The organism is Streptomyces sp. NPDC002889, assembly GCF_042888425.1.
GTDB lineage: Bacteria > Actinomycetota > Actinomycetes > Streptomycetales > Streptomycetaceae > Streptomyces.
In genome coordinates, this window is the sequence record NZ_JBIAPT010000002.1 from 312,236 (window position 1) to 325,748 (window position 13,513).

A 13,513-nucleotide genomic window follows, 5' to 3' on the forward strand; every position below is an offset into this window, starting at 1 on the left:
TCGAACGATCTGGAGGGGGAGCATGACCGTGTCCGAAACCGGCGCAACCACCGCTACCGAGGCCCTGCGGCCGCACGCAGAGGACGCATTCGCCGACGAGCTCAAGGCGCTCGCCGCGGCCGACGACCGCCCGCGGCCGGTGAACTGGCGGATGTCGCCGTGGGCCGTCTCCACCTACCTTCTCGGCGGCACACTCGGCGACGGGACGGTGATCACGCCCAAGTACGTGGGGCCCCGCCGGATCGTCGAGGTCGCCGTCACCACGCTCGCCACGGACCGTGCCCTGCTGCTTCTCGGCGTGCCCGGCACCGCCAAGACATGGGTGTCCGAGCACCTCGCCGCCGCCGTCAGCGGCGACTCGACCCTGCTGGTGCAGGGCACGGCGGGCACGCCCGAGGAGGCGATCCGCTACGGCTGGAACTACGCCCAGTTGCTGGCGCACGGACCCAGCCGCGACGCGCTCGTACCGAGCCCCGTCATGCGCGCCATGTCCGACGGCATGACCGCGCGCGTCGAGGAGCTCACTCGTATTCCCGCCGACGTACAGGACTCGCTGATCACGATCCTGTCCGAGAAGACGCTGCCCGTACCGGAGTTGGGGCAGGAGGTGCAGGCGGTGCGCGGGTTCAATCTCATCGCCACGGCCAACGACCGTGACCGCGGGGTCAATGATCTGTCCAGCGCGCTTCGCCGTCGCTTCAACACCGTGGTGCTGCCGCTGCCCGCGACACCGGACGCCGAGGTCGACATCGTGTCGCGGCGCGTGGACCAGATAGGACGCTCGCTCGATCTGCCGGCCGCGCCGGAAGGGCTCGAGGAGATCCGCCGGGTCGTCACCGTCTTCCGGGAGCTGCGCGACGGGGTGTCCACCGACGGCCGCACCAAGATCAAGTCGCCCTCCGGGACGCTGTCGACGGCCGAGGCGATCTCCGTCGTCACCGGAGGCCTGGCGCTGGCCGCGCACTTCGGCGACGGCGTGCTGCGGCCGGGGGACGTGGCGGCCGGCATCCTCGGGGCGGTCGTCCGCGACCCGGCGGCCGACCGGGTCATCTGGCAGGAGTACCTGGAGACGGTGGTGCGCGAGCGGGACGGCTGGAAGGACTTCTACCGCGCCTGCCGCGAGGTGAGCGCATGACCGGGCCGCTGTTGCTCGGCGTCCGTCACCATGGGCCGGGCTCGGCGCGGGCGGTGCGGGCCGCGCTGGACGCGGCCTCGCCCCCGGCCGTGCTGATCGAAGGGCCACCGGAGGGGGACGCGCTGCTCGCGCTGGCCGCGGACGAGCAGATGCGCCCGCCGGTCGCGCTGCTCGCCCATGCGGTGGACGATCCGGGCAGGGCGGCGTTCTGGCCGCTGGCGGAATTCTCCCCCGAGTGGGTGGCCATCCGCTGGGCGCTGGCCCGTGGAGTTGCGGTGCGCTTCATCGACCTGCCGGCCGCGCACTCGCTCGCGGCGGAGTCCTCGGACCCGGCCGACGGCGAGGAGACCGACGAGGGCGGCGCCGAGGACCGGGCCGGGCTGCGCATCGACCCGATCGCCGTGCTGGCCGGGACCGCCGGATACGACGACCCCGAGCGCTGGTGGGAAGACGTCATCGAGCATCGCGGCACCGGGGACCGCGATGCCGATCCGTACGGGCCGTTTCTCGCGCTCGGAGACGCCATGGCCGCCCTGCGGGAGGCGTACGGACACGGTGGACGCGACCGGGATCTCGTCCGCGAGGCCTATATGCGCCTCCAACTGCGTTCCGCGCGCAAGGAGTTCGGTGACGACGTCGCCGTTGTGTGCGGAGCGTGGCATGTTCCGGCTCTCGAGGAGAAGACGACCGTCGCCGCCGACCGCGCCCTCCTCAAAGGGCTGCCCAGGGTCAGGACCGAGATGACCTGGGTGCCCTGGACGCACCGCAGGCTGGCGCGGCACGGAGGCTACGGCGCGGGCATCGACTCGCCCGGCTGGTACGGGCATCTGTTCAGCGCGCCCGACCGGCCTGTCGAGCGATGGATGACCAAGGTCGCCGGACTGCTGCGCGACGAGGACCGGATGGTGTCGTCCGCCCATGTCATCGAGGCCGTCCGGCTTGCCCAGACCCTTGCCGTCATGCGCGGTCGGCCACTCGCCGGGCTGGGCGAGACCACCGACGCCGTACGGGCCGTGATGTGCGACGGCTCCGATGTGCCGCTCGATCTCGTCCGTGACCGGCTCATCGTCGGTGATGTGCTCGGCGAGGTGCCGGACAGCGCACCGGCCGTGCCGCTGCAGCGCGACCTGACCCGCCGGCAGCGCAGCCTGCGGCTCAAGCCGGAGGCGCTCGAGCGCGAACTGGACCTGGATCTGCGCAAGGACACCGACGCGGCCAGGAGCCGGCTGCTGCACCGGCTGCGGCTGCTGAGCGTCGGCTGGGGCGAGCCCGTGACCGGCCGCGGCAGCACCGGCACCTTCCGGGAGAGCTGGCGGCTGCGCTGGGAGCCCGAGCTGTCCGTCAAGGTCGCCGAGGCCGGAGTGTGGGGCACCACGGTGCTCTCCGCCGCCACGGCGAAGGCCGAGTCGCAGGCAGTGTCGGCCACCGCGCTCGGCGAGGTCACCGCGCTCGCCGAGCAGTGCCTGCTGGCCGAACTGCCCGACGCGCTGCCCGTGGTGATGAAGGCACTGGCCGACCGGGCGGCACTGGACTCGGACGTGGGTCATCTCGCCCAGGCCCTGCCCGCCCTCGCCCGCTCCTTGCGGTACGGCGACGTACGTTCCACGGACACGGCCGCGCTCGGTGAGGTCGCGGCCGGGATCGCCGAGCGGATCTGTGTCGGGCTGCCGCCCGCCTGCACCGCGCTCGACGCGGACGGCGCGGCCGAGATGCGCGGCCATCTGGACGGCGTGCACACCGCGATAGGGCTGCTGCCCGAGGCCCGTGAGGTGGGCGAGCGCTGGACTTCGGTGCTGCGCAGGCTCGCCGGCCGCGACACCGTCCCCGGCGTGATCCGCGGCCGTGCGGCCCGGCTGCTGCTGGACGACGGACGGCTCGAGGAGGACGAGGCCGCGCGGCTGATGGCCCTCGCTCTCTCTTCGGGCACCGAGCCCGCCGAAGCAGCGGCCTGGATCGAGGGGTTCGTGGGGGGCGCCTCGGGAGGCGGTCTCCTCCTGGTCCATGACGAGCGGCTGCTCGGGCTCGTGGACGCCTGGCTGACCGCCGTGCCCGCGGGCGCCTTCACCGATGTACTGCCGCTGCTGCGCCGCACGTTCTCGGCGTACGAACCGGGTGTACGCCGCACCCTGGGGGAGCTGGTACGACGCGGACCCGCGGCGACGGCCGGGCCCGCGCGGAGTGAGACCGCGGCCCCCGGCTTCGGGCCCGGCCTGGACGAGGGGCGCGCGGACGCGGTGCTGCCCGTCCTGCATCTGCTCCTCGGTATCGTCGGCACCACAGGTGACCGCATCGACGACAACAACCTGGCGGGGGTGGCCCGATGACACGGACGGAGCACGACGAGCGGCTGCGGCGCTGGCGGCTCGTGCTGGGCGGCGAGTCCGGAGCCGACGGCACGGGCTGCGCCCTCGCGGGCACGGACGCGGCCATGGACGGCGCCCTGGCGTCACTCTACGGAGCGGGCTCCGGCGCCGCGTCCCGGGGCGGCAGCCGCTCCGCCGGCCTCGGAGCGTCGGCGCCGTCCGTCGCCCGCTGGCTCGGCGACATCCGCACGTACTTCCCCAGCTCGGTCGTCCAGGTCATGCAGCGCGACGCCATCGACCGGCTCGGCCTGTCCGCGCTGCTGCTGGAGCCGGAGATGCTGGAGGCCGTGGAGGCGGACGTCCATCTCGTCGGCACCCTGCTCTCGCTCAACAAGGCGATGCCGGAGACGACCAAGGAGACGGCCCGGGCCGTGGTCCGCAAGGTCGTCGACGACCTGGAGAAGAAGCTGGCGACCCGCACCCGTTCCACGCTGACCGGCGCGCTCGACCGCTCGGCGAAGATCAACCGTCCGCGCCACCGGGACATCGACTGGGACCGCACGATCCGGGCGAACCTGAAGAACTACCTGCCCGAGTTCAACACCGTCGTCCCCGAGCGGCTCATCGGATACGGCCGCGCGTCGCAGTCGGTGAAGAAGGAGGTGGTGCTCTGCATCGACCAGTCGGGGTCGATGGCCGCATCGGTCGTCTACGCCTCCGTGTTCGGCGCGGTCCTGGCCTCGATGCGCTCCATCGCCACCCGCCTCGTCGTCTTCGACACCGCCGTCGTCGACCTCACCGACCAGCTCGACGACCCGGTCGATGTGCTGTTCGGCACCCAGCTCGGCGGTGGCACCGACATCAACAGGGCGCTCGCGTACTGCCAGTCGCAGATCACGCGGCCCGCCGACACCGTCGTCGTGCTCATCAGTGACCTCTACGAAGGTGGCATACGGGACGAAATGCTCAAGCGGGTCTCGGCGATGAAGGCCTCGGGTGTGCAGTTCGTCGCACTTCTCGCGCTCTCCGACGAGGGCACACCGGCATACGACCGCGAGCACGCGGCGGCCCTCGCGGCGCTCGGCGCCCCGGCGTTCGCCTGTACGCCGGACCTCTTTCCGGACGTCATGGCGGCGGCGATCGAGAAGCGACCCCTGCCCATACCGGACATGGCGACCCATCAGTAACGTAGGACTTGCGTGCCCCCGGGAGGCTCGTGCGAGCATCGTGCCCGATCCCCCGGAAGGCCGGCCTCCGCCGGCCGGGGCCGACCCGGAAGGCTTCCTCCATCGTGACTGCCGCAGCGCTTGGTTCCGCTGCCGTCCCGCGCGCACTGCGCCGGGTGGCGGCCGGGTCGCGCGCGCTGCACGTGATGCTCTTCCTCGGGGGCCTGCTGACGGTCGGTTTCCTCTTCGCAGGGCAGGCGCAGGCGGCCGAGTCGCCTGCATCCCAGGTCCAGGCCGAGGCCGGGTCGACGGCCGTGCAGGCGAAGACACAGGCAGCCCGAACCACTACTGCCGCCACCGCCACCGCCACCACTGCCGGAGTCGCCGGTTCGGTCCCGGTCCGTGAACCGGGCCAGGTGGCCACGGGCTCGGTGGACTCCCTGCGCCAGGCGGCAGCGCCGGTCACGGACACCGTGCGGGACCTTACCCGGCCTCTGGGTGAGGTGCTGCCCGTGCCCAAGCCGCCTCGCGGCGAGTTGCCGGCTGTCCCCGGCGGCCCCTCGTCCCCGGGCGGCGACGCGACCGACACGGGTCAGGGCCCGGCCGCGGATCCGCAGACGGCCACCGTCCCCGCTGCGGCCTCCCTGGCGCACACCGGCAGTGACGGCCGGACGGCGGCCCCCCGTACGGACGGGACCGCCACGGCGAACCGCCTCGGCGGGACCCTCGGCAGCCAGGGTGCGCTCGGCCGGCAGCGGGGCGATGTCCGCCCGGAGCCGGCGCCCGTGCCCGCCCCGCAACCGTTCGGGCCCTGCAGCTCCCAGCAGGGCGCGATCCATCAGTCCGGCGAGTCCCACACATCCCGTACGGGCGACCAGCAGGCGGCCACGTTCTCGTACGGATCGCCGCTGGCGTCGTCCACCGGCGACCGCTGGGTGGCGGCCGAGCCGCCGACTCGTGACAGGCCGCGCGACATTCTCGAATTCCCCGGCTAGGGCAGCCCGTTCCCCCGCATCCGACCTGCCACGCGGGGGTGGGACAGGTCTGCCCGCCACACCGGATTTCTCCGGACAGCCGAAACAATTCGAAGGATCTGACGCAAGCATGCACAAGAACATCCGTCGTTCCATAGCCGTCGCCGCCACCGCCACGGGTATGTGGGCCCTCGGGACCGCCGCGGCCAGCGCCGACGAGCTGCCCGTGTCCGCGAAGCTCACCACGCCCGACAAGGCCATCGACGTGACCGACGTCGTCGAGGACGGTGTCGAGGACGTCAAGGCCGGGGTCCAGGGCGCCGACGCCACGGACGTCGCTCCTTCCGTCGACACCCCCTCCGCCCCCAAGGTCCGGACCCCCTCGGCCCCCCGGGTCCAGGCCCCGGCCGTCCCCCACGTCCAGGCTCCCGCCGTCCAGGCTCCGTCGGTCGAGGTCCCGTCGGTCGACGCCCAGCACGAGATCGACTACCTCTTCGGTCCGCTCGCCGCGTTCGCACCGGACCTCGAGCAGGCCCCGGGCCAGGCCGCGGCCGGTGCCCAGGGTGTCGTCGCCGCCTCCGGCCCGATCGCCGACGAGACCGGCCACGACGTCCTTCCGCCCATCGCCGCCCGCGCCGTCTCCGGCGCCCTCCCGGTCGCCGGTCAGGCGGTCGGCGACGCCGGCTTCCTCGCGCAGAGCGTCCTGTCCGAGGTGACGCCGTTCGCCGGCGGTGTGGTCTCCGAGGTGCAGCCGTTCGCCGGTGGCGTCGCCTCCGAGGTCCAGCCGTTCGCGGGCGGTGTCACCGGCGCGGTCCGGCCGCTGGCCGAGACCGTCGTCGACCACGTCCAGCCCGTCACGTACGGCATCGGCGGCAGCGCCACCGGCCTCGCCCAGGGTGTGGCCGGTGACGTGCAGCCGTTCGCCGGTGGCGTCGCCTCCCAGGCCCAGCCGTTCGCGCAGGGTGTAGCGGCGAACGTCACGGGCGATGTCTCACCGCTCGCCGGCAACGCTGTTTCGGGCGCCCAGGGTGTGGTCTCCGATGTGACCCCGAGCTACCTGCCGTACGGCATCTGAGCACGTTTGAGCACCTGCTCGACCATGTGAGGGACGGTCTCCGCATTCGGAGGCCGTCCCTCCGCCGTGGTGAACCGGTCGAGAGCTGTGACCGTAATCACCGCCCATGTGTGATCTGCGATTTAGGGACCCGCGTGCTGCGGGGATAACCTGCCAGGCGGACATGCCGCGCCACGGACACCGTGTGTGCCTCCCTTGTGACAGTGCCGTCACGTTGCCCTCAGCGGCACGCCCACGCAGATAACGAACCGCGATCATCAGAAAAGGGACGGACGCGCGTGGACCTGTTCGAGTACCAGGCGAGGGACCTCTTCGCCAAGCACGGTGTACCGGTGCTGGCCGGTGAAGTCATCGACACGCCTGAGGCGGCGCGCGAGGCGACCGAGCGTCTGGGCGGCCGTTCGGTCGTCAAGGCCCAGGTCAAGGTCGGTGGCCGCGGCAAGGCCGGCGGCGTGAAGCTGGCCTCCGACCCGGCCGACGCGGTCGAGAAGGCCGGTCAGATTCTTGGCATGGACATCAAGGGCCACACGGTCCACAAGGTGATGATCGCCGAGACCGCTCCGGAGATCGCCGAGGAGTACTACGTCTCGTACCTCCTCGACCGCACCAACCGCACCTTCCTGGCCATGGCCTCCGTCGAGGGCGGCATGGACATCGAGGAGGTCGCGGCCACCAAGCCCGAGGCCCTCGCGAAGGTCCCGGTCGACGCCAACGAGGGTGTCACCCCGGAGAAGGCCGCCGCGATCGTCGCGACCGCGAAGTTCCCGGCCGAGGTCGCGGAGCAGGTCGCCGAGATCCTGGTGACCCTGTGGAAGACCTTCATCGCCGAGGACGCGCTCCTCGTCGAGGTCAACCCGCTGGCCAAGGTCGCCGACGGTCGTGTCATCGCGCTCGACGGAAAGGTGTCTCTCGACGAGAACGCCGACTTCCGTCAGCCCGACCACGCGGCCCTCGAGGACAAGGCCGCAGCCAACCCGCTCGAGGCTGCCGCCAAGGCCAAGAACCTCAACTACGTCAAGCTCGACGGCGAGGTCGGCATCATCGGCAACGGCGCGGGTCTGGTCATGTCGACCCTCGACGTCGTCGCCTACGCCGGTGAGAACCACGGCGGCGTGAAGCCCGCCAACTTCCTCGACATCGGTGGCGGCGCCTCCGCCCAGGTGATGGCGAACGGCCTGGAGATCATCCTCGGCGACCCGGACGTCAAGTCCGTGTTCGTCAACGTCTTCGGCGGCATCACCGCCTGTGACGAGGTGGCCAACGGCATCGTCCAGGCCCTGGCCCTGCTCGCCGAGAAGGGCGAAGAGGTCACCAAGCCGCTGGTCGTGCGCCTCGACGGCAACAACGCGGAGCTGGGTCGCAAGATCCTCTCCGACGCCAACCACCCGCTGGTGCAGCGTGTGGACACCATGGATGGTGCGGCCGACAAGGCCGCCGAGCTCGCCGCGGCTGCGAAGTAAGGGAAGAGGACTCCGAACCATGGCTATCTTCCTCGACAAGGACAGCAAGGTCATCGTCCAGGGCATGACCGGTGCCACGGGCATGAAGCACACCAAGCTCATGCTGGGTGACGGCACCAACGTCGTCGGTGGCGTGAACCCGCGCAAGGCCGGTACGTCCGTCGACTTCGACGGCACCGAGGTACCCGTCTTCGGCTCGGTCGCCGAGGCGATCGAGAAGACCGGCGCCAACGTGTCCGTCCTCTTCGTCCCGCCGGCCTTCGCCAAGGCCGCCGTGGTCGAGGCGATCGACGCCGAGATCCCGCTGGCCGTCGTGATCACCGAGGGCATCGCCGTCCACGACTCCGCCGCCTTCTGGGCGTACGCGAAGTCCAAGGGCAACAAGACCCGGATCATCGGCCCGAACTGCCCCGGCCTCATCACTCCGGGCCAGTCCAACGCCGGCATCATCCCGGGCGACATCACCAAGCCCGGCCGCATCGGTCTCGTGTCCAAGTCCGGCACGCTGACCTACCAGATGATGTACGAGCTCCGTGACATCGGCTTCTCCTCGGCCGTCGGCATCGGTGGCGACCCGATCATCGGCACCACGCACATCGACGCCCTGGCGGCCTTCGAGGCCGACCCGGAGACCGACCTGATCGTGATGATCGGTGAGATCGGCGGCGACGCCGAGGAGCGTGCGGCCGACTTCATCAAGGCCAACGTCACCAAGCCGGTCGTCGGTTATGTCGCGGGCTTCACCGCGCCCGAGGGCAAGACCATGGGCCACGCCGGCGCCATCGTCTCCGGCTCCTCCGGCACCGCCCAGGCGAAGAAGGAGGCCCTCGAGGCCGCGGGCGTCAAGGTCGGCAAGACGCCGACCGAGACGGCCAAGCTCGCCCGCGAGATCCTCGGCGGCTGAGTTCTTCCAGGCAGTGCGTGTGGGCCCGCCCCCGGGTGACCGGGAGCGGGCCCACACGCATGCTCGGGCGGCTCAGCGGAGCTGGGGGGCCATACGGTTCGGGCCGTGGGCCGGCTCGGCCCGCAGTTTGTCGCGCAGCTGCTGGTCCCTCTTGCTGAGCCGCTGCGGCCCGTTGTGCGGCTCCGGTACGCCCTCCACCCGCTCACCCCGCGGTACCGGCGGCTCGTAGTGCCGCGGCGCGGTGAACAGCGTGAGCGCTGTCGCGGCCACGATCAGCGTCGTCGCGACGACGGCGACCCGCGTCCACACCTGTGCCCGGCGCTCGCAGTTCGCCCGCACGGTGCGGGCGGGGGCCAGGCGTGGCACGGGCACGTCGTTGGCCAGCGCCTTGAGCTCCTCCCGGAGCAGTTCGGGCTCGCCCAGTTCGGGTACCCGCTCGGCGACCGCCTCCCGTGCGTGCAGCAGCCGGTTCACGGCCGCCGGGGTGCTCGCCTCGGTCTCCGCCGCGGTCTCCGGCAGGCCCAGGCCCAGGCCGTCGTAGAGCAGCAGCGTGCGGCGGTAGGAGGGCGGCAGCTCCTGCAGCGCCGCGAGCAGCGGCTGCCGGGCCGGTTCGGTGACCGGCGGTCTGTCCGGATGCCGGTGGGCGCGGCGCATCCGGTGCCAGGGGGACATGGCGTACTCGTACGCCGTGGCCCGGACCCAGCCCGCGGGGTCGAAGTCGACGGCGACTTCGGGCCAGCGCTGCCAGGCGAGATGGAAGGCGCGCTCGACCGCCTCGAGAGCGAGCCGGCGGCGGCCGGTGAGCAGATACGTCTGGCGTACGAGGGCGGGGGCGGTGTACGAGTACAGCGCGTCGAAGGCCTCGCCCGGGGTCGCGTCCGGAAAGCGCGGGGGAGCGGGCGGCACCATGTCGGGCACGTCCCACGGCACACGGGCCGGCGCGGGGGTGTGCCGTACGGCGGGCCCCGACCGGGCGGGGGTCCTGCCGACGACGGCAGCTGCTCGGGCGTCCACGGGCCGGGCGGTGGTGCCGCTGCGCACACCGGGCGCGGCGGGAGCGCGGAGCGCGCCGGGTGGGCAGGGCGGCATGCCGGGAGCGCGTGGGGCGGTGGGCGCTTCCTCCCCGATGGCCGCGAGAAACCTCGCGTACACCTCGCGCCTTCGGCCCTGCGGGTTGGTGCGGCCCATCTCCCAGGACCTGAGCGTCACGCGGGCGACGCCGAGCGCCGATGCCACCTGCTCCTCGGTCAGGCCCTTCGCCTCGCGAAGGCGGCGGCGTTCCTTGGGGGGCGGCAGAGGAGTCGCTCTCATGAAGGGCTCCCTTCAGCGCCACACTCGGCGAAAAAGTACATAAACGTATATTGAGCGACACAGCCGGTGTTCGTCCGTTACACGGCTATGGTGCGTGTCGTTGGCAGCATGGCCGCGTGACCCAACTGACCGAGAGCAGCCCGCCGATCTCACCGGAGCCGGTCCTCGTACAGGGTGGCCGGCCGGCCACCGCGCTGGCCGCGGCCTTCGTCCGCGGTGCGACGGCGGCCGGTCTCGGGTTCGGCGCGATCACCGTGCTCGTCATGGCGCTGTGGATCACTACGCCGTTCCCGGACCGCGGGCCGGGCGGCGCGCTGCACGTCGCGGCAGGGCTGTGGCTGCTGGCACACGGCACCGAACTCGTCCGCACGGACACGCTCTCCGGCGCCCCCGCCCCCATGGGAGTCGTCCCGCTGCTGCTGGTCGCGCTCCCCGTGTGGTCGGCGCACCGGGCGGCGCGCGATGTGCTGGAGCTCGACCCGGGGCGGCCGAGGCCGACAACGGGAGGCGCGGTGTGCGCCGTGACCGCGGGGTACGTGCTGGCCGCCGTACCGTTCCTGCTCCTCGCGGCGCGCGGCGCCCTCCCGGCGAATCCGTACAGTGCCGCGACGCACGTGCCGCTGGTGACCGCTGTCGCGGCGGCCTGCGGGGCATGGACGGCGTACGGGAGACCCCTTGGGCCACTTCCGGCCCGGCTGCCCGAGCGGCTGCGCCGGACGCTTGCCCGCACCCGCGTCGCCGTCGCGCTGCGGGCCGGTGCCGCCGGGGCGCTGATCCTGCTCGGCGGTGGCGCTCTGCTGGTCGCGGTGTCCGTGGTGTGGCACGGCCAGGCCGTACAGGAATCGTTCCTCCAGCTCGCCGTGGAATGGCCGGGCCGCCTCGCGCTGCTGCTGCTCACCCTCGCGCTGGTGCCGAACGCGGCGGCCTGGGGCGCCGCCTACGGCCTCGGCACCGGCTTCGCCCTCGGAACGGGCGCGACCGCGACACCCCTCGCCCTCGCCGGGACGCCCGCGCTGCCGGCCTTCCCGCTGCTCGCCGCGGTCCCCGCGGAGGGACGCGGGACGCCGCTGCACTGGGCGGCTCTGGTGGTACCGCTGGCCGCGGGGGTCACCGTCGCGCTGTTCACGCTGCGGACGGCAGCGCCGCGGCACGGGGTGCGCGAGGTCGCCCGGGGCCGGCGCGAGACCGCGCTCACGGCGCTGCTCGCGGCGGCCGGCTGCGCGGTGCTGACGGCCGCCCTCACGGCTGCCGCGGGCGGCCCGCTCGGCACAGGCCGCCTGTCCGCGTTCGGACCTGTGTGGTGGCAGGCGGGCGCGGCGGCGCTGGCCTGGACGGCCGGCATCGGCGTACCGGTGGCGCTGGGCCTGCGGGCATGGCGACTGCGTACCCCGCGCGCGGAGAAGGCCGACGAGTCGGGGCCGGGGCCGGAGCCGGAGCCCGAGGAGGCGGCTGCCGACGGGGAGATCGAGCCGTACGACTTCCTGTCGACGATGCCCCGGCCGGAACGAGCGCCCGGGGAAACCCGCTGGTCGGCGCTGAAGAAGGGCGCGCGCGGCCTGAAGACGGAGTTCACCCCGGCCCTCGGGCAGACGGGGGAAGCCCCGGCCGGCCAGGGGGCTCCTCCCCTGGCCTCCGCCCCCGGGCAGCCCGGTGCGCGGGAGGCGGAAGCCGGATCCCGCGCCGAGGCGGGCACGCCGGATCCCGGGCCCGCCGGTGCCGCCCCGGAGGACGGGATCGCCGCCCCGGCGCGGTCGAGTCCCGGGCCGACGGTCCCGGTCTCCGACCCCGGCTCCGGGAGCGTTGGGCGGTCGGAGGACCGGGACCTGCAGCCCGGGCCGCCCACCTTGCCCACCGCCGGTCCGGTCGTCGTGCAGCAGCCGGAACCGACCGACCTGTCGGACGGCAGCCAGTGAATACGGGAGGTGGGCACGCCGCGGGCGGCCGCCCGCGGATTTCCACCCGGTCGGGCGATTTCCGGACCGGCCGGAGCTCGGATTCGGCGGGTCCGGAGCCTCGGCTCCGGTCCTTGTCGGGGCAGGCCGGGCGGGCCGTTCCATGGGCCGCCGGGAGGTCTGCCCGAGGTCCGGACGGCGCAGCCGATGCGTGGCCGGTGACCGGGTCCGGAGCCTTGGGGCCGGGCGGGGTCCATGGGGCGACCGGGGTGTGTCCGCCGCAGGTCCTTGTCGCGCAGTCGATCGTCGCCCGGTGACCGCAGAGCAGCGAGAGGCCGCCGGCTCGGGCCCTGGCCGGGCGGGGCTGCTTCTTGGGTCCGCGCGGATCCCCGTGACCATCTCGACGGACCGAGCGCCGGGGCGGGTGCCAGGGGGCACGCTCCTCCCGAGGCGCGGCGGTCGTCGCTACTCCTTGACGCCGATCACGCCCCGCAGGGGCTTCGGGAGCAGGTCGTTGCACGCCAGCTGGCCCGACTTCGTCAGGGCGTCGTCCACGCAGGTGTAGTAGTCCCGGTAGACCAGCTGCGCCGTGAACGACGCCGCCACGATCATCAGCGCGATGCCCGCCATCACCAGGCCGCTCACCGCCGCCGTGATCTGCTGCCTGCTCGGGGAGGCCGGAGCGCCGGGGGCGGGGGAAGGCACGGGGGAGGTCACCGCGTCGACCGCTCGGCGCTGAGGCTTTCCGCGCAGGGAGCTGATGCTCCAGTACACCGCCAGCGAGCCCAGCAGCAGCGCGATCTCCGGGAAGTCGAAGAGGGCGAAGAAGAACGCCCACATGCCGGAGAGAAGGGCGTAGCGCGCCCGGCGCTGGATCGGGTCCGTCGGGTCCCAGCGCAGGCCGGGACCGGGCCCGCCGCCCTCGGGGTCCCGCTGTCCGCCGCCCTGGCCGCCCTGGCCGCCCTGGCCGCCCTGGCCGCCGGGGCGGCCGCCGAAGCCGCCGCCCGAGGAACGGCCCGGCTGGCGGCTGCTCCACTGCGCACCCCGGTCCGAACGGTCGCCGTCACCGGGCCCACCGGAACCGGAGGAGTCCGAGGAATCCGGCGACGGGTCGTCGTTCGCGGGGCGCCGTGGCTGCCACGGCTGGTCGGGCCTGCCCTCCGGCGGCGGCGCGAAGGGGTTGTTGTCGTCCGTGGACTGGCGCTCCCGCGGCAACAGGAGGTCCGTACGGCGGCGGCGGCGGTCCAGCATCTGGTGAACGTCTTCCCCTCGTCATGCCCGTCGTCCCGGCCC

At 73.1% G+C, this 13,513-nt stretch carries 10 protein-coding genes; 8 read left to right on the forward strand and 2 right to left on the reverse strand.

Annotated features, from left to right (window positions below):
- Window positions 1–22: 22 nt before the first annotated feature.
- The 7 genes from ACFYWI_RS04280 to sucD all read left to right on the forward strand — a co-directional run bounded on the left by ACFYWI_RS04280 (window position 23) and on the right by sucD (window position 9,017).
- Complete coding sequence (locus tag ACFYWI_RS04280) at window positions 23–1,135, forward strand: AAA family ATPase (protein ID WP_389224942.1); 1,113 nt, start codon at window positions 23–25, stop codon at window positions 1,133–1,135.
- On the forward strand, window positions 1,132–3,459 hold the full coding sequence (locus ACFYWI_RS04285) for a DUF5682 family protein (protein WP_389224944.1): 2,328 nt from the start codon (window positions 1,132–1,134) through the stop codon (window positions 3,457–3,459). The genes ACFYWI_RS04280 and ACFYWI_RS04285 overlap by 4 nt, the downstream gene beginning before the upstream one ends.
- The gene (locus ACFYWI_RS04290) at window positions 3,456–4,625 is read left to right on the forward strand and encodes a VWA domain-containing protein (protein WP_389224946.1); all 1,170 of its coding nucleotides are present in this window, start codon (window positions 3,456–3,458) and stop codon (window positions 4,623–4,625) included. The genes ACFYWI_RS04285 and ACFYWI_RS04290 overlap by 4 nt, the downstream gene beginning before the upstream one ends.
- A 104-nt stretch (window positions 4,626–4,729) precedes the next feature.
- Window positions 4,730–5,599, forward strand: a complete 870-nt coding sequence (locus tag ACFYWI_RS04295; RefSeq protein WP_389224948.1) for a hypothetical protein — start codon at window positions 4,730–4,732, stop codon at window positions 5,597–5,599.
- Between the two features lie 109 nt (window positions 5,600–5,708).
- On the forward strand, window positions 5,709–6,653 hold the full coding sequence (locus ACFYWI_RS04300; protein WP_389224950.1) for a hypothetical protein: 945 nt from the start codon (window positions 5,709–5,711) through the stop codon (window positions 6,651–6,653).
- A gap of 278 nt (window positions 6,654–6,931) precedes the next feature.
- Window positions 6,932–8,113, forward strand: coding sequence for an ADP-forming succinate--CoA ligase subunit beta (gene sucC / locus ACFYWI_RS04305; RefSeq protein ID WP_389224952.1), 1,182 nt, complete (start codon window positions 6,932–6,934; stop codon window positions 8,111–8,113).
- Window positions 8,114–8,132: 19 nt separating this feature from the next.
- Entirely contained in the window at window positions 8,133–9,017 is an 885-nt protein-coding gene (gene sucD / locus ACFYWI_RS04310; protein ID WP_389224954.1) for a succinate--CoA ligase subunit alpha, read from the forward strand.
- Window positions 9,018–9,089: 72 nt separating this feature from the next.
- Here sucD and ACFYWI_RS04315 read toward each other — a convergent pair whose 3' ends face one another.
- Window positions 9,090–10,328, reverse strand: coding sequence for a sigma factor-like helix-turn-helix DNA-binding protein (locus ACFYWI_RS04315; protein ID WP_389224956.1), 1,239 nt, complete (start codon window positions 10,326–10,328; stop codon window positions 9,090–9,092).
- A gap of 116 nt (window positions 10,329–10,444) precedes the next feature.
- Between ACFYWI_RS04315 and ACFYWI_RS04320 the strand changes: the two genes are divergently transcribed.
- Window positions 10,445–12,241 (forward strand): DUF6350 family protein, encoded by a 1,797-nt coding sequence (locus tag ACFYWI_RS04320; RefSeq protein WP_389224958.1) that lies wholly within the window; start codon window positions 10,445–10,447, stop codon window positions 12,239–12,241.
- A 444-nt stretch (window positions 12,242–12,685) separates the two neighbouring features.
- Here ACFYWI_RS04320 and ACFYWI_RS04325 read toward each other — a convergent pair whose 3' ends face one another.
- A complete protein-coding gene (locus tag ACFYWI_RS04325; protein WP_389224960.1) occupies window positions 12,686–13,471 on the reverse strand; it encodes a hypothetical protein in 786 nt (261 codons plus the stop codon).
- Window positions 13,472–13,513: the final 42 nt, after the last annotated feature.

Coding starts and splice junctions, on each gene's coding strand:
- ACFYWI_RS04280 (WP_389224942.1), top strand. CDS start 23: ATGACCGTGTCCGAAACCGGCGCAACCACCGCTACCGAGGCCCTGCGG.
- ACFYWI_RS04285 (WP_389224944.1), top strand. CDS start 1,132: ATGACCGGGCCGCTGTTGCTCGGCGTCCGTCACCATGGGCCGGGCTCG.
- ACFYWI_RS04290 (WP_389224946.1), top strand. CDS start 3,456: ATGACACGGACGGAGCACGACGAGCGGCTGCGGCGCTGGCGGCTCGTG.
- ACFYWI_RS04300 (WP_389224950.1), top strand. CDS start 5,709: ATGCACAAGAACATCCGTCGTTCCATAGCCGTCGCCGCCACCGCCACG.
- sucD (WP_389224954.1), top strand. CDS start 8,133: ATGGCTATCTTCCTCGACAAGGACAGCAAGGTCATCGTCCAGGGCATG.
- ACFYWI_RS04315 (WP_389224956.1), bottom strand. CDS start 10,328: ATGAGAGCGACTCCTCTGCCGCCCCCCAAGGAACGCCGCCGCCTTCGC.
- ACFYWI_RS04325 (WP_389224960.1), bottom strand. CDS start 13,471: ATGCTGGACCGCCGCCGCCGCCGTACGGACCTCCTGTTGCCGCGGGAG.